This is a genomic window from Affinirhizobium capsici, from assembly GCF_977018625.1.
Map to the genome: position 1 here is coordinate 468,096 of NZ_CDRNXD010000004.1, position 24,498 is coordinate 492,593.

Genomic DNA, 24,498 nt, shown 5'->3' on the forward strand with positions numbered 1-24,498 from the left:
GGGGAACCCATGAACCTCAGTCCAAGAGAAAAAGACAAGCTTCTGATTTCCATGGCCGCCATGGTGGCCCGCCGCCGCCTGGAGCGTGGCGTGAAGCTGAATTACCCGGAAGCCATTGCGCTGATTACAGATTTTGTCGTCGAGGGTGCGCGCGACGGTCGCGCCGTGTCGGACCTGATGAAGGCGGGTGCGGAAGTCATCACCCGTGATCAGGTGATGGAAGGTGTGGCTGAGATGATCCATGATGTGCAGGTGGAAGCAACCTTCCCGGACGGTACCAAACTGGTGACCGTTCACGAGCCAATCAGGTAAGCCATGCTTCAGCTCCGTCCCAATTGCGAATGCTGTGACCGCGATCTTGGCCCCGATAGCCGAGAGGCGATGATTTGCAGCTTTGAATGCACCTTCTGTGCCGATTGCGTGGAAGATCGCCTGAAAGGAACTTGCCCGAACTGCGGCGGCGAACTGGTTCGTCGGCCTATCCGGCCTGCAGCCAAGCTTGCCAACAACCCACCGTCTGTCGTGCGTGTCTTCAAGGCTGAAGGCTGCGCCGATCTGAGCGCTGCCTGAGGAGAGGGGAAAGATCATGATCCCAGGGGAAATCATTGCCGCCAGCGGCGAAATCGAACTCAATGCAGGCCATGCGACTGTGACCATTCAGGTTGCCAATACGGGTGATCGCCCGGTGCAGGTGGGTAGCCACTATCATTTCTACGAGACCAATGCGGGCCTCGTTTTTGACCGTGAAAAGGCCAGGGGTATGCGGCTGGATATTCCCGCGGGAACGGCGGTGCGTTTTGAGCCCGGTCAAACCCGCGAGGTGACGCTGATCCCGCTTTCCGGCAAGCGGGAGGTTTATGGTTTTCGCCAGAAGATCATGGGCGCTTTATGAAGGGCGTGTTGAAATGGGGGAGCGCAGAATGAAAATGGTCCTTGCCCTCATGCTGTGCGGCTGCGTGCTTTTGCAGGATGGGCCTTCCTCTGCGGAAGAGAAGCCGGAGTTCGACTGCGGCAACAAGGAAACGCAGATGGAAATGAACGCCTGCGCCCAGGAAGAATATGACGCGGCGGATAAGGTGCTGAACGACCAGTGGAAGCTGACGCGCAAGGCCATGGCCGATTGGGACAAGGAGCTGGAGGAAGACCAGCGCGGCGCTGAAACGGCGCTGTTGCAGGGCCAGCGTGCGTGGATCACCTATCGCGATAACCAATGCACGGCGGAAGGCTTCCAGGCCCGTGGCGGCACGCTGGAAACCATGCTGAACATCGTCTGCCTGACGCGCATGACCAAACACCGCACGCAGGAACTCAAAGATCTCGCCGAGCCACTCGGTCAATAACAAACCTCGGATGGGGCAGGCGCGAGGGGCGTCGCTTCATCCATGCATGATGGAGCAAAAGAGCCCATGCCTTACAAGATGTCTCGCGCTGCCTATGCCAGCATGTTCGGCCCTACGGTGGGCGACAAGGTGCGCCTTGCCGATACGGAGCTTTTCATTGAGGTGGAAAAGGATTTCACCAGCTATGGTGAAGAGGTGAAGTTCGGCGGCGGCAAGGTCATCCGCGACGGCATGGGCCAAAGCCAGGTGAGCCGGGAAGATGGCGCTGTCGATACGGTCATTACCAATGCCGTAATCGTGGATCATACCGGCATCGTGAAAGCGGATATCGGCCTGAAGGACGGCCGCATCGTCGCGATCGGCAAAGCTGGCAACCCGGATACGCAGCCGGGCGTCAATATCATTGTCGGTCCCGGCACGGAAGCGATTGCGGGTGAGGGCAAGATCGTGACCGCCGGTGGCATGGATGCCCATATTCACTTCATCTGCCCGCAGCAGATTGAAGAGGCGCTGATGTCAGGCCTCACCTGCATGTTGGGTGGTGGTACGGGGCCAGCCCACGGGACGCTTGCCACCACCTGCACGCCGGGACCGTGGCACATTGCCCGCATGATCGAGGCCGCTGATGCCTTCCCGATGAACCTTGCCTTTGCGGGCAAAGGCAATGCCTCGCTACCAAAAGCACTTGAGGAAATGGTGCTGGGCGGCGCAACTTCGCTCAAGCTGCATGAAGACTGGGGCACAACGCCGGGCGCTATCGATTGCTGCCTCTCGGTTGCCGATGAGTATGACGTGCAGGTGATGATCCACACCGATACGCTGAACGAAAGCGGCTTTGTGGAAGATACGGTCGGAGCTATCAAGGGCCGCACCATTCACGCCTTCCATACGGAAGGGGCAGGCGGCGGCCATGCACCTGATATCATCAAGATCTGCGGCGAGCTGAACGTCATCCCGTCGTCCACCAACCCGACCCGGCCTTATACGATCAATACTTTGGCGGAACATCTGGACATGCTGATGGTCTGTCACCATCTGTCGCCGTCGATCCCGGAAGACATTGCCTTTGCCGAAAGCCGCATCCGCAAGGAAACCATTGCGGCAGAAGATATCCTGCACGATATCGGTGCGTTTTCGATTATCTCATCGGATAGTCAGGCCATGGGCCGCGTGGGTGAGGTGATCATCCGCACCTGGCAGACGGCAGACAAGATGAAACGCCAGCGCGGCGCACTGGCACAGGAAACGGGCGATAACGATAATTTCCGCGTTCGTCGCTACGTGGCGAAATACACCATCAACCCGGCCATTGCGCATGGGGTAAGCCACGAGATCGGCTCCATCGAAGTCGGCAAGCGTGCCGATCTCGTCATCTGGAACCCCGCCTTTTTTGGCGTGAAGCCGGATATGGTGTTGATGGGCGGCGTGATTGCCGCGGCCCCAATGGGTGATCCCAACGCATCTATCCCCACGCCACAGCCGGTGCATTATCGCCCGATGTTTGGCGCTTACGGCAAGGCGCGCACGAATTCTTCCGTTACCTTCGTCTCCCAGGCGGCGCTGGATAACGGCCTTGCAAATCGTCTCGGCGTTGCCAAGCAATTGGTGGCGGTGAAAAACACGCGCGGCGGCATTTCCAAGAAATCCATGATCCTCAACGATCTGACACCGCATATCGAGGTGGACCCGGAGACTTATGAAGTGCGCGCCGACGGCGAATTGCTGACCTGCGAACCGGCCACGGTTCTGCCCATGGCACAGCGCTATTTTCTGTTTTGATGTTGTGAAAGTTCCAAAAAATGCAGCATGTTCATTCCTATCGTCCCGCTGGCGAAGTCAGCGATCCGCCAATCGACACGGTCACTCTTCCGCATGATCTGCGCCATCTGCGGCGCAAGCTTCTGCACCTATCGAATGGCGACATGGTGATGCTGGACCTGAAGGAAGCGGTGCTGTTCCATGATGGTGACCGGCTGGTTCTGGAGAGCGGCGACACCGTGGAAGTGAAGGCGGCGGCGGAAAAGCTATTCGAAGTGAAAGCACGTGATACGCTGCATCTCATCGAACTGGCATGGCATCTGGGCAATCGGCATTTGTCAGCCCAGATCGAGGAAGGCCGCATTCTCATCCTGCGCGATCATGTGATCCGCTCCATGCTGCAAGGGCTTGGGGCGACTGTGACGGAAGTGGAAGGGCCCTTCCAGCCTGCTCGAGGTGCCTATCACAGCCATGGTCATTCGCATGATCATGGGCATAACCACGATCATGGCCACGGCCATCATCACGATTGAGCCGTGATGGAGGGCGCTTCCAGCACGCAAAGCCTGCTGCGTCTCATGGCATGGCTGTCTCCCGCCTTTCCGGTGGGGGGCTTTGCCTATTCCTCCGGTCTTGAACGTGCAGTTCATGACCGTCTAGTGACGGATGCTTCAGGGCTTCGGGCCTGGCTTTCAACACTTCTCGGCCACGGTACGTTGTGGAATGATGCGGTTCTTCTTGCCGCCGCCATGCATGCGGACAAGAAAGAGGGTGATCTTGCCGAGCTTTGTGAACTGGCGCTGGCGCTTGCCGGTTCGGCGGAGCGGCATCAGGAAACGCTGCTTCTTGGCAAGGCCTTCATCGCTGCCGCGCAAGCCTGGCCATCAGATGTTTTTGCGCGTCTGCCGAAGGACTGCGCCTACCCCATCGGGGTGGGTGCGGTTGCTGCTGGGCATGGGATCAAGGCCGAAGCGGCGATTGCGGCCTTCCTGCACGCCGCTCTTTCGCAAGGTGTTTCGGCGGGCATAAGATTAGGCGTGGCTGGGCAGCAGGATGGCGTGCGCATTTTGGCGGAACTTGAGCCGATGCTGGCAGGGGTGGCGGCCAAGGCTGCCATTTCAGACCTGGATGATTTAGGCACCGCTTCCGTGCAGGCGGATATTGCTTCACTGCGCCATGAAACGCAGGTTTCCCGCCTGTTTCGATCATGAAAGATATTGAGGATCAGACAATGAAATCCACGAATGGACCTTTGCGTGTTGGCATCGGCGGGCCTGTCGGGTCCGGCAAGACGGCGTTGACGGAAAAGCTCTGCAAGGCTATGCGCGAGCAATATTCGGTCGCGGTCGTCACCAATGATATCTACACCAAGGAAGATGCCGAAGCGCTGGTGCGGATGCAGGCTTTGTCTTCAGACCGCATTGTTGGCGTGGAAACCGGTGGCTGCCCGCACACCGCCATCCGCGAGGATGCGACGATCAACCTTCAAGCGATTGCGGGGTTGAATGAGCGTATTCCCGATCTCGACGTGGTGTTCATTGAATCCGGTGGCGATAATCTGGCCGCGACTTTCTCACCGGATCTGGCGGATATTACCATCTACGTCATCTCTACCTGTCAGGGAGAGGAAATCCCACGGAAGGGCGGGCCGGGCATTACGCGCTCCGATCTTCTCGTCATCAACAAGAAGGATTTGGCACCTTATGTGGGGGCTGATCTCGACGTGATGAACCGCGATGCGGCTCGTATGCGCGAAGCCAAGCCCTTCGTGTTTACCGACCTTAAGCGCGGCGAGGGCGTGGACCATATCGTTCGCTTCCTTGAAACGCATGGGGGGCTTTGACATGCCAGTCTCCCGTCGTTTCGGTGCCTATGAGGTAACGATCCTGATCGATGGTGTTTACAAGGCGCCGAAAGAGCATTTGCATCACGCAACCAGCGAAGCTAGGCGCGATGCGGCCATTGCAGCCTGCGAAACACCAACCATAGACATGGATGTAAACCTGTTTGCCCTTGCCGGCCCGGATGGGGTGATGCTGGTGGATGCCGGCACTGGCCCGTTCTGGGGACCAGAGCTTGGGCTTGGTCGCGCAGCCTTGGAAGCGGCAGGCATTTCGCGCGGTGACGTAAAGCGCGTTCTTGTGACGCATCTGCACGGAGACCATGCGCTTGGATTGTTTGGAGATGACGGGCGCTATTTTCCGGAGGCGGAAATCGTGGTGCCGGAAGCCGATCTCGCTTTCTTCACCAGGACCGAGTTGAAGGAAACCGTGCCCACCTATCGGCGCGGTGGGTTCGATATCGCCGCCCGGCTTCTCGACGTTTACGCAGATCGTGTCACCCCCGTTGCAGAGGGGCCGGTTCTGCCGGGAATAGAGTTGGTTTCAATGCCCGGCCATACGCCCGGTCACTCCGGCTATCTGATCGGCGAAGGCATTGAAAAGCTTATTCTGTGGGGAGACCTTGTTCACGCCCCTTCACTGCAACTGGACGATCCCGATTTCTGCTTCATCTATGATGCAGACGCTCCATCGGGAGCGGCGAGCCGCCGCCGCATCTTTGCGCGTACTGTTCAGGAAGGCTGGGTGGCGTCCGGTGGCCACGTCTCCGGCTTTGTTCGCATGGAGCAGGCTGGTTCTGTCTGGCGCTTTATCGAAGCATGATGGGACAAGGCCGGAAGTGATTATTCCGGCCTCCTCAGAGTTACATTTCTCTCAGTGCCTTCACGTCACTGATCTGGATAACGCGGCCACGAACGCTGACGCCTGCTCGCTTGAGCGAGGAGAAGGCGCGGGAAAGCGCTTCCGGCGCAAGGCCAAGCATTCCAGCCAGCAGGTTTTTCTGGAAAGGCAAGCGAATGGAGGCAGAGCCAGCATCAACCGGGCAGCGTTCCAGAAGGTAATCCGCCACGCGCTGTGGAGCAGTATGCAATCGATCGTTCACCAGAGTTTCGGTGGTGACGATGAGATGTTCGGAAAGTGCGGCGATCATCGCTTTGGCAACGGTTGGATCGCGTTCGGCAAGTTCGCGAACGTCTTTCGCATCCAGTCTGGCCACGCTGAGGTTTTCAGCGGCCTGTGCGCTATAAGGATAATTGGATCCCCCGAAAACCAGGCATTCGGCAAAGACTTCACCCGGCGTGCAGATGCGGAAATCCGCCTGCCGGCCATCCTTGCCCATCCGGTAGAGCCGCGCATAGCCTGCGAGAAGGCAGTAGATCGCAGTTGCTGGCTCACCTTCACGAAAAATAGTTGAACGCGCCGGAAGCGAAACGGTCTGAGCGCTGTCCAGCAGGCTCTCCAGGGCCGACGGCGACAAGTTCTTCATGAAGGACGTTTTGGCGAGAAGATTTCGCTCCCGCTGATTTGCCCTGTTACTTCTATCCAGCATCTCCCGATTCCCCATCATTCGGCTGACCTGAAAATTCTCTTGAACCGCGCGCACATTGAGAAAATGTGCGTCTTGGTTTCATCTTTCCGTCCCGCATCGGGCCATGGCTGACTGCCTGTTCCGATGTCATGAACGTTGATTATCACGGCAAGCGAGTGTCTGGATTGATCGATGTCAATCCAGACACTCGGAATGCGTAAAATCAAATGGTACTACTCTGCGGCGAGTGGGGGAAGTCTTAAGACATTATTGGCCGACGGGGCATCGCCTTTCGAAGTGTTATCCTGTTTTACAGGAGCCTGAAGCCGTTCGAGCCGAGTTTCCAGTTCGGATAGTTTGTGCTGGGTTTCCCGTGCTGCGCGGCTGAGCTCCTCCTCGCTGAGGACGGGATCTTCTTTCTCCTTCTTGCCGACAAAGCGGCTGAAGATGCGACCGAGCAGACGCGACAAATCATCCATGATGAGGAAGAAAGAAGGCACGACCAGCAGGCTAAGCACAGTCGAGACAATGATGCCGCCAATCACCGCAATGGCCATGGGTGCGCGGAAGGAGCCGCCTTCGCCCACGCCAAGAGCGGACGGCAACATACCAGCCGACATGGCTATCGAGGTCATAATGATTGGGCGCGCACGCTTGCGGCCAGCCTCCACCATCGCATGTACCCGTTCCAGCCCGTGACGGCGCATTTCAATGGCGAAATCGACCAGCAGGATGGCGTTCTTGGTAACAATACCCATCAGCATCAAAATGCCGATGAGCACAGGCATGGAGAGTGCATTGTTGGTGACGATGAGGCCAACAGCCACGCCGCCGATGGCAAGCGGGAGTGAGAAGAGGATGGTGAAGGGCTGGATCACATCCTTGAACAGCAGGATCAGCACGACAAGCACCAGGAGCAAACCAAGCAACATGGCATTGGCAAAGCCCTGCACCATTTCGCCCTGAACCTTGGCATCGCCGCTTTCAGCGAGGCGAACGCTTGGCGGAAGCTTGGTTTCGTCCACGATACGCTTGAACTCGGCAGTCGCCGTGTCAAGCGCTGTTCCTTGCGGAACATCCGAGCCGATAGAGACCACTCGGCTGCGGGAATTGCGCTTGATGGAGCTTGGGCCTTCGGAATAATCCACATCCGCAACGCTCGAGAGCGGAACGATCTTGCCACTGGCCGTCTTCAGTTTCAGATCGCGAATTGTCTGCAAATCGCGCCGAACATCCAGCGAGGCCTGCACGCGAATAGGAATCAAACGGTCATCCAGCGAAATTTTCGGCAGGGCCGCATCGACATCGCCGATGGTTGCAACGCGAACAGTTTCAGAAATCTGTTGCGCTGTGATGCCAAGGCGGGCGGCTTCATCCTTGCGCGGACGAATTTGCAGTTCGGGGCGGGGCAATGCACCTTCGGAAGAGACGTTGGCAAGGATTGAGGAAGCGCGAAGCCTGCTTTCCAGATTGGCAACCGCTTCGTTGAGTTCTTCGCTGCTATTGGCCAGGAAGTTGAACGAAAGCTCGCGCTCCCCACGGTCATTCAATTTGGTTATGCGCACGTCAGGCAGTGCATGCAGCTTGGCGAAAATTTGCTTCTCGATCTCCCATTGCGGGATGGTGCGACCCTTCTCTTCAACCTTTGGGAAATAGGAGCCGATGAGCGGTATGTTACCCAGGCCCTTGTTGACGAGGGTCTTGAGCAGCGAATGATCGATTTTGCCCAGCAGAACATTGATGGTGGCGCGGCGAAGTTCAAGGTCGCCCTTCGGAGAGGCACCGCCCAACACGAAGACATTCTCAACGCCGGGTACCGCCTTAATGATGTCGTAGGCCTTTGTCGTCGTCACATCCGTTTCTTCAAGGCTGGCATTCGGTGGCAGCTCAAGTGAAATCGTAATGCGCGAACTGTCCTCCGGCGGCAGGAAGCTGCCCGGCACCTTCGAGAGAAGGAACAGTGAACCGACGAGGAAGAGGATTGCGCCCAGAAGCGTGGCATAGCGCATGTACCAGCGGCTGGTGGTGGCAGTCACGAGGCGCGTATAACCCTTCATCAGGCGGCCATCATTGTCGTGATGGTCGTCCATCGCATCTTCGGCACGCATCAGGTAAGCGGCCATAAGAGGCGTAATGAGACGCGCGACAAGCAGCGAGAAGAAAACCGAAAAAGCGACAGTGAGACCGAACTGGATGAAATACTGGCCTGCGATACCAGGCATGAACGAGACCGGCACGAAAACCGCAATGATGGTGAAGCTGGTCGCGATAACGGCAAGACCAATTTCATCGGCTGCTTCAAGCGCTGCCCTGTAGGGCGTTTTCCCCATCTTGATGTGGCGAGCAATGTTCTCCACCTCAACAATGGCGTCATCGACCAGAATGCCGGTGGCCAATGTCAGCGCCAGAAAGCTGACAAGGTTGAGTGAAAAGCCCATGATGTCCATCACCAGGAAGGTGGGGATGGCAGAAAGCGGCAGTGCCACGGCAGAAATCAGTGTCGCGCGCCAGTTGCGCAGGAACAGCATGACCACGATGACGGCAAGGATCGCGCCCTCGATCAGCGTATGGATGGCGGCTTCATAGTTTCCATAGGTGAAGTAGACGCTGTCATCCACCATGGTGATGGAGACATCCTTGTGTTGTTCACGGATCTTGTCCAGCTGTTCTGCAACGGTCCGGGCAACCGATACTTCACTGGCACCCTTGGCGCGGAAGACCGCGAAAGTGACGGTAGGTTGTCCGTTGAACCGCGCAAACGACTTTGGCTCTTCATAGGTATCGGTAATGGTCGCGAGATCGGAAAGCTTGACGAAGCGTCCATTCGAGAGCGCGATGGTGGTATTTGCAAGGTCAGAGACCTTCCTAGCATCGCCCAAGGTGCGGATCGTCTGCTCGTTGCCGGCAACCTGGCCGCGGCCAGAGCCAAGATCGACGTTCGTGCCGCGCAATTGGCTGTTCACCTCGGATGCCGTGATGCCGTAGGCGTTTAGCTTGGCAGCATCGAGCGCCACCTTCACTTCACGGTCAGCGCCGCCGTAGCGGTCGATGCGGCCAATTCCAGGCTGGCCCTGAAGCGCACGCTTGATCGTGTCGTCCACAAACCAGGACAGTTCCTCAAGCGTCATATTGGGGGAGGTGACGGAGAAGCTCTGGATCGCCTGACCTTCAACATCGATTTTGGTGACGATGGGCGCTTCAGCCGCCGCTGGCAGACTGGAGCGGATACGATCGATAGCGTCCTTTGTCTCCTGAACGGCCTCTTCCGTTGGCTTTTCGATGCGGAAGAGGACTGCCGTCGTGGACAGGCCATCGGTTACCGTCGAGGTGATTTCGTCAACGCCGCTAATCGATGCGACCGCGTCCTCAATCTCCTTGGTAACCTGCATTTCCAATTCGCTGGGCGATGCTCCGCTCTGCACCACGGAAATGGAAACCACAGGCACATCGATATTGGGGAAACGGGTAATCGGCAGCTTGTTGAACGACTGAATGCCCATGAAGAGCAGCAGCGCGAAGGCCAACAGGGGCGCGATGGGATTGCGGATGGACCAGGCGGAGAAGTTCATCGATCAGGTTCCCATCAATTGGAAGCGGTGGTTTCGACAGGCACCGGCCTGATACGATCACCATCGCGCACGAAAGCTCCAGCTTTTGCGACGACCTGATCACCAGCTTTCAAGCCGCTTTCAATCTGCACAAAACCAGCATCCTGAATGCCGGTCTTCACAGTGACCTGCTTGACCACGCCATCTTCAACCCTTCGAGCAAAAGAGCCCTTGCGGTCTGTGGTGACGGCTGATTGCGGCAGAGCAAGGCCGTTTGTTTGTGCAATAACAATTTCGGCACTGGCATACATTCCGGGTCTTGCGCCGCTCTCTTCATCCACCACGATATGCACTTCACCCAGACGCGTGGCCTGATCGACAATGGGAGAGATAAGGCGAATTTTGCCGGGCAGGGCGGTTGTGGTTCCCGCAATCGTAATGTTGGCCGCCATGCCTGTCTTCAGCCGAGCAAGCATGCTTTCTGGCACATCGGCCACCAATTCCACATCGCCGTCGCGGATCATATTAAAGAGTGGTGTACCCGCACCGGAAGCAATTGCGCCCACTTTGGCATCACGCTTTGAAATCACGCCATCGACCGGGGCTTTCACATCCGTCCGCTCCAGCTTCAGGTTGATATCGTCAATCTGCGCCTGCACCACTTTGATATCGGCTTCACCCACGCTCACCGCCTGCCGAGCTGCGTTCAATCGCGCAAGAGATGCTTGCGCTGTCGCTGCCGTCTGCTCAACCTGCGCCGTGGAAACAGTTCCGTTTTTGGCGAGATTGGCAGTGCGGTCGCGCTGGCGCGCAGCATCGTCTGCATTGGCTTGCGCCTCAATCACCTGGGCCTTGTATTGGGCAAGTCCGGCTTCAGCCTTGGCCCTATTCGCTTCCAGCTGGCTCTTTTGCAGGAGAAGCGCATCGTCGTTCAATTCGGCAAGAACCTGTCCAGCCTTTACGCGATCGCCCACATCGACTTTCAGGGATTTGACCGAGAGGCCGTCGACCAAAGGCTGAACCAGCACTTCCTGCACAGCGCGGATACTGCCGCTGGCAATGATGCTGTCTTTCAAGGGACGCTCGGTTACGGCGGTGACCATGATCGCGGGCAAGCGCTGCTGGTTCTGTTGTGCTTGAGGTGCTGTTTCCTGCGCTGCGAGCGGTGAAGCAGCCAGAACGGATGCAAGAGCACCCATCAGCAGTGCGCGATTTCTAACCATTGACCCCATCATCCAGTCCCACCCGTCATTCAATGTAAAAAATCGACCGTACATGCAGCTGAATGCGCGCAGGTAGATGCGTTGCGGCATTTCCGCCATGTGTCATGCTGTATGTCTCGGATTGACCCGCCCGCAACCCAGTCTCAGGTGGTTACGCGATACCCCCCGCGCAAGATCACCCTTCAACTTTACCGGCAGGAGATTAGTCCTGACTTCGTTACGGATCAATCTCAACCCCATACTTTGTGAGAAAGGGTCACTAAACAACAAAACGCCCGGCAAAACCGGGCGTTTCAAAATCATGCTGACCAAGATCTTACTTCAGAGCAGCCTTGGTGATGTCTAGTGTGTAAGCGCCGGTCGGTTCCTTGGTGATAACCGGGTCCGAACCGCCGCCAAGAAGCGTCTTCACCGTGCGCTGATAATCGGCTTCATCCAGCGAACCATTGGAGCCTGCCGTCAGCTTGGCAACTTCGCTCATCATGCGCTTCTGGTGCTTTTCCGTCTGGGCACCGGAGGCGTCGTTCTCAAGAACGATCTCTGCTGCTTCATCGGTGTTCTTTTCCGCGTATTTCCAGCCCTTCATGGAGGCGCGAACGAACTTCACCATCTTTTCCTTGAAGGCTGGGTCTTTCAACTTGTCTTCCAGCACGTAGAGGCCGTCTTCCAGCGTGGCAACGCCTTCATCCTCGTATTTGAAGGTAACAAGCTGGTCCGGCTTGATGCCGGCATCGATTACCTGCCAGTATTCGTTATAGGTCATGGTGGAAATGCAGGCGGCCTGCTTCTGCAATAGCGGGTCCACGTTGAAGCCCTGCTTCAGAACCTTCACGCCCTCGGCAGAACCATCCGTCTTGATGCCGAGATGCGCCATCCAGGAGAGGAACGGGTATTCGTTTCCGAAGAACCAGACACCAAGCGTCTTCCCCTTGAAATCCGCTGGCTTGGTGATGCCGGTTTCCTTCAGACAGGTCAGCATCATGCCGGACTTCTTGAATGGCTGTGCGATGTTGACGAGGGGCACGCCCTTTTCGCGGGTGGCGAGAGCTGAAGGCATCCAGTCCACGATGACATCCGCGCCGCCGCCAGCCAGGACCTGGGGAGGGGCGATATCGGGCCCGCCCGGCTTGATCTCGACGTCGAGACCTTCTTCCTTGTAGAAGCCCTTTTCCTTGGCCACGTAGTAACCAGCGAATTGTGCCTGTGTGACCCACTTCAGCTGCAGTGTTACCTTATCTGCCGCTGCCGCCTGCATGGCAGTCAGCGAGACAGCTGCCGCCAGAATTAGGGATGCAAGTTTGATTGTCATGTCAGTTCCCTCTTTTTCTTTATTGTTACGCCCGTCCCCCACGGACGGACGGATGCCAGAAGGTGACGGCCCTTTCCGTGACCGCAACCAAACCGTAGAACACTGAGCCTGCAACCGCCGCGACAGCAATTTCTGCCCAGACCATGTCGATATTTGCGCGTCCCACTTCGGTGGAAATGCGAAAACCCATTCCGACAATCGGCGTGCCGAAGAACTCCGCCACGATAGCGCCAATGAGGGCCAACGTGGAATTGACTTTTAGTGCGTTGAAAATGAAGGGCCAAGCTGCGGGCAGGCGCAGTTTGATGAGGGTTTGCCACCAGTTGGCAGCATAGGTGCGCATCAGGTCTTGCTCCATGTGGCTGGCCGCAGCCAGCCCCTGCACTGTGTTCACCAGCATGGGGAAGAAGGTCATGATGACTACGACCGCGACCTTGGATGGCCAGTCAAACCCGAACCACATGACCATGATGGGCGCGATACCGACAACGGGAAGCGCTGAGACGAAATTGCCGATAGGCAGCAATCCCTTTTGCAGGAAAGGCGAGCGATCGATCAGGATCGCGACAATGAAGCCAAGGCCGCAACCCGCCACATAGCCGATGATGACAGATTTGAGGAATGTCTGCTGAAAATCCGCCCAGAGAACTGGACCGGATGCGATAAGTTTTGCCCATATGGCGGTTGGCGCGGGCAGAAGGATCGGCGGTATCTGGAAGCCCAGCACCACGCATTCCCAGACCGCCAGCAAAGTAAGGCCGAAGATGATGGGTACGATGATACCAGTGGCGCGCCTTGCCGCAGGATTTGCAGGTTGCTGGCGCACCAGCCACTCATTCAGCCCCCAGGCCAGAATCCAGATGACGATGGCGGCGATCAGATAGGCGTTCATGGCTTTACCCCCATCCGCTTCAGCACCTGCGTATGTGCAACGCCTATGATGGAAACCAGAATGGCGGCGAGCGCTGCTGCCATGAAGAGAGCGGCCCAGATCTGGATTGTCTGCCCGTAATAGGAGCCGGAGAGCAGGCGTGCGCCCAGACCTGCTACCGCCCCTGTTGGCAATTCACCCACAATGGCCCCCACGAGCGAGATGGCGATGGCCACTTTAAGCGAGGTGAAAAGGTAGGGCATGGAGGCAGGCCACCGCAGTTTCCAGAAGGTCTGTGATTTGTTGGCGCTGTAGGTATGCATGAGGTCGAGCAGCAGTGTATCAGGGCTACGCAAGCCCTTCACCATGCCCACGACAACGGGAAAAAAGGAAAGATAGGTGGAGATCAGCGCCTTCGGCAAAAGCCCTGAGACGCCGATGGAGTTCAGAACCACGATAATCATTGGCGCAATGGCAAGGATTGGAATGGTTTGGCTGGCAATCACCCAGGGCATCAGGGACTTGTCCATTGCTCGGTTATGCACGATGCCGATGGCCAGCAGAATGCCGAGCACCGTGCCCATTCCAAAGCCCATCAGCGTCGCCGAAAGTGTGATCCAGGCATGGTAGACAAGGCTGCGTTTTGAGGTGATCGGCTTGGCGAACGTCGTATCCCAAAGCTCTGCGATGATCTGGTGCGGGGCTGGCAGAACCGGCCGTTCCTGATTGAAGGTCTGGCCGATAATCTGGCTAAGGCTCACCGTCTCGCCCGCTCGGGCGGCCTGATCGCGCACGAACGGAGCATTCAGATAAATGACGGCAATATGCCAGATCACAAGGATTGCCGCTATGACGGCAAAAACAGGCAGGATTCGGTCTCGGAAGAGATCAGTGCTCTTCATAGCTATGCCCTGCCTTTAGCCCTTCGCGCACACGGTGAGCGATCTCCAGAAACTCAGGGGTATCGCGAATATCAAGCGGTCGCTCGCGGGGAAGCGTGGATTCGATCACATCCGTCACCCGGCCCGGACGAGGGCTCATCACCACGATGCGGGTGGAGAGATAGACCGCTTCGGGAATGGAGTGGGTAACGAAACAGATCGTCTTGTTGGTGCGCTCCCATAGCTTCAAAAGCTGCTCGTTCAGGTGATCGCGGACAATTTCGTCCAATGCCCCAAAGGGCTCATCCATCAAAAGCAAGTCCGCATCGAAGGCAAGCGCGCGGGCAATGGAGGCGCGCTGCTGCATGCCGCCTGAAAGTTGCCAGGGGAACTTCTTGCCAAAGCCCGAAAGATTGACGAGGTCCAGCGTGCGCTCCACCCGCTCTTTTTGCTCTTGCGCACCAAAGCCCATGATTTCGAGAGGCAGGGCGATATTCTTCTCAATCGTGCGCCATGGATAAAGTGCCGCTGCCTGAAAAACATAACCATAGGCACGTGCCTGACGCGCCTTTTCAGGCGTCATACCATTAATTTCGATTGTGCCGCTGGTGTGCTTTTCCAGATCGGCAATGACGCGAAGAAAGGTAGTTTTGCCGCAGCCCGACGGCCCAATGAAGGAAACGAAATCACCCTTGCGGATATCGAGATCGACGCCTGTCAGCGCGTGAACAGGGCCGTCATTGGTCTCGAAAGTGAGGCCGAGATTTCGTGCGGAGACGACAGAGGCACTACCGTTCATCGCAACGCCTCGCATGCAAAGGGACAGATGGTATGGGGCATAATCGCTGCTATCTTTAGTTGGATTTGATGGAGCATTCCGGGGAGCGAGAACATCATGGCTGAATCATCCAAGCCCACCTGCCGTCTGGTGAAGCCGGGCGCCACCTACGACGGCAAGCAAGGGCTGAGCTATTTCGCGGGCATTGCGGCAGAAACCGTGGGGGCAGAAGGCATCTGCATGCATATTCTCACCATGCCGCCCGGCGCGCGCGCCAAGGCGCATTTGCACGAGAACCATGAGACGGCGATCTACATGCTCTCTGGCAAGGCCGACACCTGGTACGGCGACCGGCTGGAAAACCATGTCGTCGTCAGCGCAGGCGAGCTTTTCTATATTCCGGCAGGCGTGCCGCATCTTCCGGCCAATAGCTTCGATGAACCGGCGACAGCTATTATAGCTCGCACGGACCCCAACGAGCAGGAGAGCGTGGTGCTTCTGCCTGAGCTGGAGGGATTGGTGAAGGGCTGACCCTCGCATCATTATGCCCTCACAATTGGCTTTGAGGAGCAGGTTGCAAGAACGGAGCCCGAGGCCGCAAACCCATGCGCCAGAAGACCGATCCTGCAACTGCTCCGCTTGGTATCATTCCCACCCCTGCGGCCAGGGCGGGTAGCAGGTAGGTGGAAAGCGTATCTTCCGTCTGGGCCGATGAGGTGGTGGGTGCGATGAAGACCAGCGTGAAGAGCAGCACTGAGACCAACGGGCATATCGAGCCGAGGATGACAGAGTTTCGGTGAGTTGCGGCCCATAGCTTTCCAATAAACAGAGTGCAGATAAGGGTGAACGGCGCGGCCGAGATGAGGCAAGCGGGAACTGCGTAAACAAAAACCAGCAGGCTAAGGGCAATGACGAGCCCCATGATCTCGAAAAACGCAGTCGGTGACGACCAAATGTTTCCTGAGATGATTGAAAATAAGATGATTGCGAGCGAAGCCATGGCATTGAAGAAAGCTATGCCGGCAATCACCGCGCCAGCATAGGCTCCCAGCATCCTGGCCTTGCTCATTCCTATACCCCGCTTGGCGGAATGCCGGTGCGTTCCACCTTGCGCGGTGCCGTCAGTTCCTTCCAAGTCGAGAGCGCTTTCGACACGGCGGGGTAGGGCTCGCGCGCTACGAACTGGCCGTGGCCTTCACGGGTTTTGACCGCTCCGTCTTCAATCGCCACATGGCCGCGGGTCAGCGTGTAGCGCGGCAGGCCTTTCACGGTCTTGCCCTCAAACACGTTGTAATCAATGGCGGACTGCTGGCTTTTCGCGCTGATCGTCTTTTCCTTGTTCGGGTCCCACACCACGATATCGGCATCCGCGCCGACGAGGATGGCACCCTTGCGCGGATAGACATTGAGGATCTTGGCGATATTGGTGGAGGTGACGGCGACGAATTCGTTCATGGTGATGCGGCCGGTGGCCACGCCATAGGTCCAAAGCATCGGCATGCGGTCTTCCAAACCGCCGGTGCCGTTGGGGATCTTGCGGAAATCGCCAAGTCCGGTGCGCTTCTGGTCTGTGGTGAAGGCGCAATGGTCGGTTGCCACCACTTGCAGCGATCCGGCTGAAAGGCCGGCCCAAAGGCTATCCTGATGCTGCTTGTTGCGGAAGGGCGGGCTCATGACGCGGCGGGCTGCGTGGTCCCAATCCGGGTTGGAGTATTCGGTCTCATCCAACGTCAGGTGCTGGATCAGCGGCTCGCCATAGACCCGCATGCCGTTTTGCCGGGCGCGGCGAATGGCTTCATGCGCCTGTTCGCAAGAGGTATGCACCACGTAAAGCGGCGCGCCTGCCATATCGGCAATGATGATGGCGCGGTTGGTGGCTTCACCTTCCACCGTTGCGGGGCGGGAATAGGCGTGTGCCTCTGGGCCGTTATTGCCCTCATCCATCAGCTTGGCTTGCATGGCAGCCACCACATCGCCGTTTTCGGCGTGAACCAGCGGCAGGGCGCCCAGTTCGGCACAGCGGGAGAAGGAGGCGAACATCTCGTCGTCATTCACCATCAATGCGCCCTTATAGGCCATGAAGTGCTTGAAGGTGTTGATGCCCTTTTCCTGCACAATCGTCTTCATATCGTTGAAGACCTGCTCGCCCCACCAGGTGACAGACATGTGGAAGGAGTAATCGCAGTTTGCCCGTGTGGCTTTATTATCCCAGCGCTTCAGCGCATCGATAAGCGATTGACCGGGATCGGGCAGACAGAAATCCACCACCATGGTGGTACCGCCAGCAAGGCCGGCGCGGGTACCGCTTTCAAAATCATCGGCTGAATAGGTGCCCATGAAGGGCATTTCCAGATGCACATGCGGATCGATGCCGCCCGGCATGACATAGCAGCCCGTGGCATCCAGAACCGTATCACCGCCAAGGTTTGGGCCGATCTCCACGATCTTGCCCCCATCCACCTTCACGTCAGCCTTGTAGGTCAGGTCTGCCGTGACGATGGTTCCACCTTTGATGACTGTGCTCATTGATCCGTTCCCTCTGTCTGTCTTCTTGAAGGGACCGGCGTTTGCCGGCACCCTTTTGTCTTTCGCTCAGGCTGCCGGCTGTTTGTTTATTCCACGATCTCCGCTGTCTCGACGACGGCGTGGAACAGTACGTCGCAGCCTGCCGCTGCCCATTCCTTGGAAATCTCTTCCGCTTCATTGTGCGAAAGCCCGCCAACGCAGGGGCACATGACCATGGTGGATGGTGCCACTTTGGCGGCCCAGCAGGCATCATGGCCAGCGCCGGAAATGATGTCCATATGGCTGTAGCCCAGCTTTTCAGCCGCGCTGCGCACCCGCTCCACGAGTGTCGGATCGAAGGTAACGGGATCGAAATGGCCGACCGCTTCCACCGCGCAGCCCACGTCGAGCGGCTCGCAGATCTTCATGGCTTCCGCCTCGATCTTTGCCCGCATGCGGTCCAGCTTTTCCTGGGATGGCGTGCGAATATCGACGGTGAATACCACCTTGCCCGGAAGCACATTGCGGGAGTTGGGGGAGAAGAACACCTGCCCCACGCCGCCCACGGCACCTGGCTGTTCACCCATGGCCACGTCTTGCACCATTTCCAGAATGCGGCCAAAGGCCAGCCCAGCATTCACGCGCAAATTCATCGGCGTAGAGCCGGTATGGGCTTCCTTGCCCGTCAGCGTAAATTCCAGCCACCACAGGCCCTGACAGTGGGTGACGACGCCGATCTGCTTGTTCTCGGCTTCAAGAATCGGGCCTTGCTCGATGTGGTATTCGAAATAGGCGTGCATCTTGCGCGCGCCGACCTCTTCCTCGCCCAGCCAGCCAATGCGCTTCAACTCATCGCCATAGGTCTTGCCCTCCGGGTCTTTGCGTCCATAGGCATAATCCAGGAAATGGACGCCCGCGAACACGCCGGACGCCAGCATGGCAGGGGCAAAGCGTGCACCTTCCTCGTTCGCCCAATTGGTCACGACAATGGGATGCTTGGTCTTGATGCCGAGATCATTCATGGTGCGAATGACTTCGAGGCCTGCCAGCACGCCCAGCACGCCATCATATTTGCCGCCGGTGGGCTGCGTATCCAGGTGGCTGCCGACGTAGACGGGCAGGGCATCCGGGTCCGTTCCGGCGCGGGTGGCAAACATGGTGCCCATCTTGTCCACGCCCATGGTGAGGCCCGCTGCCTCGCACCACGTTTTAAACAGATGGCGGCCTTCGCCATCGGCATCTGTCAGGGTCTGGCGGTTGTTGCCGCCTGCGATGCCCGGGCCGATTTTGGCCATGTCCATCAGCGAGTCCCAAAGCCTATCGCCGTTCACGCGCAGGTTTTCGCCTGGTGCTGCCACCATACGTTCATTCCTTCATCTGTTTCAGCCGTTGTTCAACGCGATGCGGCTGCTGTTCCCGTTGGTCATTGACCGCTTCTTGTGACAAGGCGAAGAGAGGTCTATTGCCTTTGCCCGGCAGCTCATTGATATTTGACCGATTGGTAAAAGCTTACAATTTCCATCGTGGCACTCAAGCGTAAAATCACGATGTCGCCGAAAAAATGAACAAGTTTCCGGCAGTCACTCTGGCGGGGCAAAATTTGTGCATCTGCGTTGGCTCTGTGCAGTGCAAGAAGGGGTTTAAAAAGAGTGACAACACCGCGAGCGGCAAAGACACAGCGGCGCACCAGGATTCAGGAGGAAAAAGAGGAGAAAATCCTCGAAGCAGCTCTGGATGTTTTCTCAACCTATGGCTTTCGCGGTGCGACGATTGACCAGATCGCCGAGGCGGCGGGCATGTCCAAGCCCAATCTTCTCTATTATTTCCGCACGAAGGAAACCATTCACCGGGCTCTGCTCAATCAGCTGCTATCCACCTGGTTAGAGCCCTTGCGTGCTTTTGATGCCGAGGGAAATCCCGAATCGGAAATCCGCTCCTACATTCGCCGTAAACTGGAAATGTCGCGGGATTTTCCGCGAGAGAGCAAGCTGTTTGCCAATGAAATCATTCAGGGCGCGCCTTACATCGCCGACGAATTGAGCGGTCCCTTGCGTGAGCTGGTGGATGAGAAAGCGAAGGTGATCCGCGCCTGGATCAAGGCTGGCAAAATGGCGAAATGCGACCCGCATCACCTGATCTTTTCCATCTGGTCCACCACCCAGCACTATGCCGATTTTGATGTACAGGTGCAGGCGGTTCTGGGAGAAAAATCAGGCGAAGGACGATTTGAGGATGCCGCCCGTTTTCTGGAAGAGCTGTTCATGCGCGGGCTGGGGATCAGGTAGATTTAAGTCCCTATAACATTTGGAAGCATATGATCGGCATTCAGCAATTTGCTATGGGCAAAGTTGAACGTCGCAGCCAAAGAATTCAATTATTGATTAGATCAAAGATATATAATGCGCAAGCTAACCCGGTTTTGCCTTTTCTCGGCCTTTTGTGGTTTGGCAGGAGGTTCACTTTACACATATGTTCAGTATTTGAACGCGACTGATTACCTTAAAAACCAGCACGCATTATGTTCATACTAAACCTTTCAGAATTGCCTTCATCTGTGGGTGACATGGAATGTTCATCTAGGGCGATTACCGATATTATCGTAAGTTGTGCCTTCAGTGTTGATGCAAAGGATTTCGATCTGCTGCTACGAGGATGGAATTTTAGAGAGACCCGAACTGTCGTGTTCAGTGGTCGCTCCTTCGCAATGGATGCTCCCATAGGACCGGATTTTGATGCTGTCGTTCGATATGAGATTAAGCCTCCCAGCTTCAAACACGGCGGAGTTATTAATCTTGTTGCAAATGAAGACCGCACCAGAGTTGTCGCCAACAGATCTGAAGAATAGCCATTCGTAGTGCTGGTCGATGAGCCGATTCGCTCTGCACGCTTTAAGCTTTATTTTAACGCAGGTCGTGCCTGCAGACCGCTGTACACTTCTGCGCGACATTCTTTAGCGTTTCGATGAAGATCTCTGCCTACCAGCCATCACTGCTTGCGCGCCTCAAGGCGTCGTTTGTCAAGATCAAGATGCTGGATACCCAGTTCGGTCAAACGGATCTGGCGTTTTTGAAACTCGCCGCGAATTTGGATAAAGCCTTGTTCTTCGGCTTCACCCAATGTCTTCAGGCTGGTGCCTTTGGGCGGAGACTGCCAGCCAGTGCCAACTGTGCTGTGCAGCAAGACCATGATTTTTATAATTGTATCTCTCCATAACGACCGCGGCGTCATGGGAGCGAATTAGCATAACGGCTCATGTTTATCGAGTAGAGAGAAGCGTGGCCGGTGCATGAGATCAGTGGGACGCTCGCACGCCCCACTGATGTTTTCTGTTACTCCGCAGCCACCTGTGACATCGGGTTGTTCGGGTGCGTGGTCCAGTTGGCGTAATTGGGCTCCACAACCTTACCGGTGCGCTGGTCGAGTGCGCCGGGTTCCAGCCCCACCATGGTGATGCAGTTTTCGACCGGACAGACGTTGACGCAGAGGTTGCAGCCCACGCATTCGTCTTCCATCACCTCGAAGTGGCGCACGCCATTGACCATGCTGGTAATGGCCTGGTGCGAGGTATCTTCGCAGGCAATGTGGCAGCGGCCGCATTTGATACAGGCGTCCTGATCAATCTGGGCCTTGGCCACATAATTAAGGTTCAGATATTTCCAGTCGGTGACGTTCGGAACAGCCCGTCCGGTAATATCGTCCAGCGTGCGGTGGCCCTTTTCGTCCATCCAGTCGGAGAGGCCGGTAATCATTTCCTGCACGATCTTAAAGCCATAGGTCATGGCGGCGGTGCAGACCTGCACATTGCCAGCGCCAAGAACAAGGAATTCTGCCGCATCGCGCCATGTTGTCACGCCGCCGATGCCGGAGATGGGCAGACCATAGGTTTCCTCGTCGCGAGCGATTTCGGAGACCATGTTCAGTGCAATTGGCTTTACCGCCGGACCGCAGTAGCCGCCATGGCTGCCCTTGCCGCCAACGGTCGGAACCGGCGCGAAATTATCCAGATCGACCGAAACGATGGAGTTGATCGTGTTGATCAACGAGACGGCATCCGTGCCGCCGCGTTTTGCAGCGCGGGCGGGGTTGCGGATATCGGTGATATTCGGCGTGAGTTTTGTGATCACCGGCATGCGCGTGTACTGCTTGCACCAGCGCACCACCATTTCGATATATTCCGGCACTTGACCAACGGCAGAACCCATGCCGCGCTCTGACATGCCGTGCGGACAGCCGAAGTTCAATTCGATGCCATCTGCGCCCGTTTCTTCCACCAGCGGCAGAATCGCTTTCCACTCTTCTTCCACGCATGGGACCATGATGGAGGCGATGAGGGCGCGATCCGGCCAGTTCATCTTCACCTGCTTCATTTCCTGCAGGTTGACCTGAAGCGGGCGGTCGGTGATCAGCTCGATGTTGTTCAAACCCAGAAGGCGGCGGTCCGCACCCCAGATTGCGCCGTAGCGTGGGCCATTGACGTTGACGACGGGCGGACCTTCCGAGCCGAGTGTCTTCCAGACAACGCCGCCCCAGCCAGCCTTGAAGGCGCGTTCAACGTTATAGGCCTTATCCGTTGGCGGGGCAGAGGCCAGCCAGAAGGGGTTTGGCGATTTGATGCCAACGAAGTTGTTTCTGATATCAGCCATGGTTCATCTCCCGGTTCAAGCGACGGCCACAGCCGGCTGGCCGGCGGAAGCAAAGGCAAGATGAATGGCTTCGGCGGCATCGCGCCCATGGGCCACGGCGGAAACGGTCAGGTCTTCACCCCGGTTGACGCAATCGCCTCCGGCATAGACCCGTTCCATGGAGGTGCGACAGTGCTCATCCACCACGATGCGGCCCTGTTCCATGGCAAGGCTGCCTAAGCCGCTGGCCTTGAAGGATTGACCGATGGCCTTGAATATCTGGTCTGCGGCAATCACACCGGTCTCGCCGGTGCCGACAAGCTGGCCATCCCGCACCGCAGTGTATTCCAACTCGATGCCAGCCACTGCGCCATCCTTGGCGAGAACACGCTTGGGTGCCAGCCAATGGCGGATGGTAACGCCCTTGGAGGCGGCCAGATCCTGCTCATATTCCGAGGCATTCATGTTTTCCTTGCCACGGCGATAGCAGATGGTCACTTCTTCCGCGCCGAGCAACTTGGCTTGCACGGCGGCATCGACAGCCGTCATGCCACCGCCCAGAACCACCACACGGCGGCCAATCGGCACTTCTGCCTTCTTTTCCGCCTGACGCAGGTAAGCGATGAAATCCACCGCATCATCCACGCCTGCAAGCTCTTCGCCTTCGATGCCGAGGCCGTTCACGCCAGCCAGACCAAGGCCGAGGAAGACGGCATCATAATCTGCCACCAGATCCTGCAACGAGAAATCGCGGCCCAAAGCCTGGTCGTTGCGAATCTCGATGCCGCCGATGGCGAGCAGGTAATCCACTTCCTTCTGGGCGAAATTATCCGGTGCCTTATAGGTGGCGATGCCATATTCGTTGAGGCCGCCTGCCTTTTCCCGTGCATCGAAAATGACGACAGTATGGCCCTTCATGGCGAGACGATGCGCGCAGGCAAGACCCGCCGGACCCGCGCCGACGACGGCAATGGTTTTTCCGGTTTCCGCGCCGCGCTGGAAGAACTGGCGATTGCTCTCCATGGCAATGTCGGTGGAATAACGTTGCAAGCGACCAATCTCAACCGGTCTGTCTTCCGCCGTATTGCGCACGCAAGCCTGCTCACACAGCGTTTCGGTGGGACAGACGCGGGCGCACATGCCACCCAGAATATTCTGGTTGAAGATGGTGCGTGCTGCACCGAGCGGATTGCCTGTCGATATCTGCCGGATGAACAGCGGGATATCGATTTCGGTGGGACAGGCCGTCATGCATGGCGCATCGTGGCAGAAATAGCATCGGTCCGATGCCACCAAAGCCTCGTGTTTATCAAGGCGTGGATGAAGGTCTTTGAAGTTGTGTTCGTACTCCGCAGGTGCCAGACGGCCTCCTGCGATACCGTTTCCCAGTCTGTGCATGTTGCTTCCCTCTTTTATGGATTTGTTACGCAACTGGCCGAGGCTAACACGACAATTTTTTTTATCAAACGGTAAAACTTTCGGCTTGAGGATTTTTAAATGCAGAATTTCATGACAAAAATTATCAAGTTTATACTTTACTCCATTTGTCATGTTAATTATGGTGCCGCTCGCAACGCCCTTTCAGGGCATGACTCGGAAGATTTAAGGGAAGACGAGCCGTGGCAAAGAAGGACAAGCGCCATACAACGACCAAGCCAGCAGCCAAGCAGGCTGCCGTGCAGGCAGAGGATAAGGTTGAAGCTTCCAACGAGGTGAAAAGCTTCCTCTATGTGGGCGGGCGTGATTGCCAGGTCGCGCATTTGCGTGCGATTGCCAGCAATTTTGGCGCGGAACTCATCCACCATGATGGCGGTTTGAGAGAGGCGGTTTCACGCATCGATACGCTTCTGCCCTCTGTCGACTGCGTGTTCTGCCCCATTGACTGTATTAGTCACGATGCCTGCTTGCGGGTGAAGAGCGGCTGCAAGAAATTTGCAAAGACCTTCATTCCTTTGCGCAATGGCTCCAAATCGAGCCTGGAACGCGCCTTGCAGACCATGAAGGAACGGAACGCTTAATACCATGGCCTACGATCACCGCGACGGCACGATTTTCATAGGGTTGCACAAACTGGCCCAGCAGAATGGCGATGGCTTGGTGCCGGAACTATACGCGCTGTTGACGCGCCGCCCGGATGAGTTGGAAGAAACGGATAAGATCGTGCGCTTCCCCATCGGGCGCACCCGCTTGCCGCATACGGATGTGCCGGAAGAGACGGGACGAATTATACCGCTTAGAGGTGCACGGGGCTGACACGCGTAATCCAATAACGCAAGCGCTTCGTAAGGTCAGGC

26 protein-coding genes are annotated in these 24,498 nt (G+C 57.0%); 13 read left to right on the plus strand and 13 right to left on the minus strand.

Going from position 1 to position 24,498, the window contains the following annotated elements; genetic code table 11:
* The first annotated feature begins 9 nt into the window (after window positions 1-9).
* The 9 genes from AC0JZ1_RS05610 to aidB all read left to right on the plus strand — a co-directional run bounded on the left by AC0JZ1_RS05610 (window position 10) and on the right by aidB (window position 5,761).
* Window positions 10-312, plus strand: coding sequence for an urease subunit gamma (locus AC0JZ1_RS05610; RefSeq protein WP_471881433.1), 303 nt, complete (start codon window positions 10-12; stop codon window positions 310-312).
* Window positions 313-315: 3 nt separating this feature from the next.
* Window positions 316-570 (plus strand): DUF1272 domain-containing protein, encoded by a 255-nt coding sequence (locus AC0JZ1_RS05615; protein WP_471881434.1) that lies wholly within the window; start codon window positions 316-318, stop codon window positions 568-570.
* Window positions 571-586: 16 nt separating this feature from the next.
* Entirely contained in the window at window positions 587-892 is a 306-nt protein-coding gene (locus AC0JZ1_RS05620) for an urease subunit beta (protein ID WP_471881435.1), read from the plus strand.
* Window positions 893-920: 28 nt separating this feature from the next.
* Entirely contained in the window at window positions 921-1,340 is a 420-nt protein-coding gene (locus tag AC0JZ1_RS05625; RefSeq protein WP_471881436.1) for a lysozyme inhibitor LprI family protein, read from the plus strand.
* A gap of 66 nt (window positions 1,341-1,406) precedes the next feature.
* Window positions 1,407-3,119, plus strand: coding sequence for an urease subunit alpha (gene ureC / locus AC0JZ1_RS05630; protein WP_471881437.1), 1,713 nt, complete (start codon window positions 1,407-1,409; stop codon window positions 3,117-3,119).
* A 20-nt stretch (window positions 3,120-3,139) separates the two neighbouring features.
* Window positions 3,140-3,631 carry an urease accessory protein UreE gene (gene ureE, locus AC0JZ1_RS05635; RefSeq protein ID WP_471881438.1) on the plus strand — a complete coding sequence of 164 codons (492 nt, stop codon included), beginning with the start codon at window positions 3,140-3,142 and terminating at the stop codon, window positions 3,629-3,631.
* Between the two features lie 6 nt (window positions 3,632-3,637).
* Window positions 3,638-4,309 (plus strand): urease accessory protein UreF, encoded by a 672-nt coding sequence (locus AC0JZ1_RS05640; RefSeq protein ID WP_471883367.1) that lies wholly within the window; start codon window positions 3,638-3,640, stop codon window positions 4,307-4,309.
* Window positions 4,310-4,329: 20 nt separating this feature from the next.
* Entirely contained in the window at window positions 4,330-4,941 is a 612-nt protein-coding gene (gene ureG, locus AC0JZ1_RS05645; RefSeq protein ID WP_471881439.1) for an urease accessory protein UreG, read from the plus strand.
* 1 nt (window position 4,942) lies between these two features.
* Complete coding sequence (aidB, locus tag AC0JZ1_RS05650) at window positions 4,943-5,761, plus strand: AidB family quorum-quenching N-acyl homoserine lactonase (protein ID WP_471881440.1); 819 nt, start codon at window positions 4,943-4,945, stop codon at window positions 5,759-5,761.
* A gap of 40 nt (window positions 5,762-5,801) precedes the next feature.
* Here the strand turns inward: aidB and AC0JZ1_RS05655 are convergent, their stop codons facing one another.
* The 7 genes from AC0JZ1_RS05655 to AC0JZ1_RS05685 form a co-directional block, all read right to left on the minus strand.
* Window positions 5,802-6,488 carry a Crp/Fnr family transcriptional regulator gene (locus AC0JZ1_RS05655; RefSeq protein WP_471881441.1) on the minus strand — a complete coding sequence of 229 codons (687 nt, stop codon included), beginning with the start codon at window positions 6,486-6,488 and terminating at the stop codon, window positions 5,802-5,804.
* A 212-nt stretch (window positions 6,489-6,700) separates the two neighbouring features.
* Window positions 6,701-10,036 carry an efflux RND transporter permease subunit gene (locus AC0JZ1_RS05660; protein WP_471881442.1) on the minus strand — a complete coding sequence of 1,112 codons (3,336 nt, stop codon included), beginning with the start codon at window positions 10,034-10,036 and terminating at the stop codon, window positions 6,701-6,703.
* A gap of 14 nt (window positions 10,037-10,050) precedes the next feature.
* Window positions 10,051-11,238, minus strand: coding sequence for an efflux RND transporter periplasmic adaptor subunit (locus AC0JZ1_RS05665; RefSeq protein WP_471881443.1), 1,188 nt, complete (start codon window positions 11,236-11,238; stop codon window positions 10,051-10,053).
* A 316-nt stretch (window positions 11,239-11,554) separates the two neighbouring features.
* Window positions 11,555-12,547 carry an ABC transporter substrate-binding protein gene (locus tag AC0JZ1_RS05670; RefSeq protein WP_471881444.1) on the minus strand — a complete coding sequence of 331 codons (993 nt, stop codon included), beginning with the start codon at window positions 12,545-12,547 and terminating at the stop codon, window positions 11,555-11,557.
* Between the two features lie 25 nt (window positions 12,548-12,572).
* A complete protein-coding gene (locus AC0JZ1_RS05675) occupies window positions 12,573-13,439 on the minus strand; it encodes an ABC transporter permease (protein ID WP_471881445.1) in 867 nt (288 codons plus the stop codon).
* Window positions 13,436-14,320, minus strand: coding sequence for an ABC transporter permease (locus tag AC0JZ1_RS05680; protein ID WP_471881446.1), 885 nt, complete (start codon window positions 14,318-14,320; stop codon window positions 13,436-13,438). The genes AC0JZ1_RS05675 and AC0JZ1_RS05680 overlap by 4 nt, the downstream gene beginning before the upstream one ends.
* On the minus strand, window positions 14,307-15,098 hold the full coding sequence (locus AC0JZ1_RS05685; RefSeq protein ID WP_471881447.1) for an ABC transporter ATP-binding protein: 792 nt from the start codon (window positions 15,096-15,098) through the stop codon (window positions 14,307-14,309). The genes AC0JZ1_RS05680 and AC0JZ1_RS05685 overlap by 14 nt, the downstream gene beginning before the upstream one ends.
* Before the next feature lie 96 nt (window positions 15,099-15,194).
* On the opposite strand from AC0JZ1_RS05685, the gene AC0JZ1_RS05690 reads away from it, so the two are divergent.
* The gene (locus AC0JZ1_RS05690; RefSeq protein WP_471881448.1) at window positions 15,195-15,608 is read left to right on the plus strand and encodes a cupin domain-containing protein; all 414 of its coding nucleotides are present in this window, start codon (window positions 15,195-15,197) and stop codon (window positions 15,606-15,608) included.
* A gap of 19 nt (window positions 15,609-15,627) precedes the next feature.
* On the opposite strand, the gene AC0JZ1_RS05695 is transcribed toward AC0JZ1_RS05690, so the two are convergent.
* From AC0JZ1_RS05695 to AC0JZ1_RS05705, 3 genes are all read right to left on the minus strand, one after another.
* Window positions 15,628-16,146: a hypothetical protein gene (locus AC0JZ1_RS05695; RefSeq protein WP_471881449.1), complete on the minus strand. Its 519-nt coding sequence runs from the start codon at window positions 16,144-16,146 to the stop codon at window positions 15,628-15,630.
* Window positions 16,147-16,148: 2 nt separating this feature from the next.
* Window positions 16,149-17,603 carry a dihydropyrimidinase gene (gene hydA / locus AC0JZ1_RS05700; protein WP_471881450.1) on the minus strand — a complete coding sequence of 485 codons (1,455 nt, stop codon included), beginning with the start codon at window positions 17,601-17,603 and terminating at the stop codon, window positions 16,149-16,151.
* Window positions 17,604-17,689: 86 nt separating this feature from the next.
* On the minus strand, window positions 17,690-18,943 hold the full coding sequence (locus tag AC0JZ1_RS05705) for a Zn-dependent hydrolase (protein ID WP_471881451.1): 1,254 nt from the start codon (window positions 18,941-18,943) through the stop codon (window positions 17,690-17,692).
* A gap of 288 nt (window positions 18,944-19,231) precedes the next feature.
* Here AC0JZ1_RS05705 and AC0JZ1_RS05710 point away from each other — a divergent pair, with 288 nt between their 5' ends.
* Window positions 19,232-19,867, plus strand: coding sequence for a TetR family transcriptional regulator C-terminal domain-containing protein (locus AC0JZ1_RS05710; RefSeq protein ID WP_471881452.1), 636 nt, complete (start codon window positions 19,232-19,234; stop codon window positions 19,865-19,867).
* A 700-nt stretch (window positions 19,868-20,567) separates the two neighbouring features.
* On the opposite strand, the gene AC0JZ1_RS05715 is transcribed toward AC0JZ1_RS05710, so the two are convergent.
* The 3 genes from AC0JZ1_RS05715 to AC0JZ1_RS05725 all read right to left on the minus strand — a co-directional run bounded on the left by AC0JZ1_RS05715 (window position 20,568) and on the right by AC0JZ1_RS05725 (window position 23,602).
* On the minus strand, window positions 20,568-20,768 hold the full coding sequence (locus AC0JZ1_RS05715; RefSeq protein ID WP_471881453.1) for a hypothetical protein: 201 nt from the start codon (window positions 20,766-20,768) through the stop codon (window positions 20,568-20,570).
* A 143-nt stretch (window positions 20,769-20,911) separates the two neighbouring features.
* The gene (gene preA / locus AC0JZ1_RS05720; protein ID WP_471881454.1) at window positions 20,912-22,225 is read right to left on the minus strand and encodes an NAD-dependent dihydropyrimidine dehydrogenase subunit PreA; all 1,314 of its coding nucleotides are present in this window, start codon (window positions 22,223-22,225) and stop codon (window positions 20,912-20,914) included.
* Window positions 22,226-22,240: 15 nt separating this feature from the next.
* Window positions 22,241-23,602 (minus strand): NAD(P)-dependent oxidoreductase, encoded by a 1,362-nt coding sequence (locus AC0JZ1_RS05725; protein WP_471881455.1) that lies wholly within the window; start codon window positions 23,600-23,602, stop codon window positions 22,241-22,243.
* Window positions 23,603-23,880: 278 nt separating this feature from the next.
* On the opposite strand from AC0JZ1_RS05725, the gene AC0JZ1_RS05730 reads away from it, so the two are divergent.
* Window positions 23,881-24,222: a DUF2325 domain-containing protein gene (locus tag AC0JZ1_RS05730; RefSeq protein WP_471883368.1), complete on the plus strand. Its 342-nt coding sequence runs from the start codon at window positions 23,881-23,883 to the stop codon at window positions 24,220-24,222.
* 4 nt (window positions 24,223-24,226) lie between these two features.
* Entirely contained in the window at window positions 24,227-24,457 is a 231-nt protein-coding gene (locus AC0JZ1_RS05735; protein ID WP_471881456.1) for a hypothetical protein, read from the plus strand.
* Window positions 24,458-24,498 lie beyond the last annotated feature (41 nt).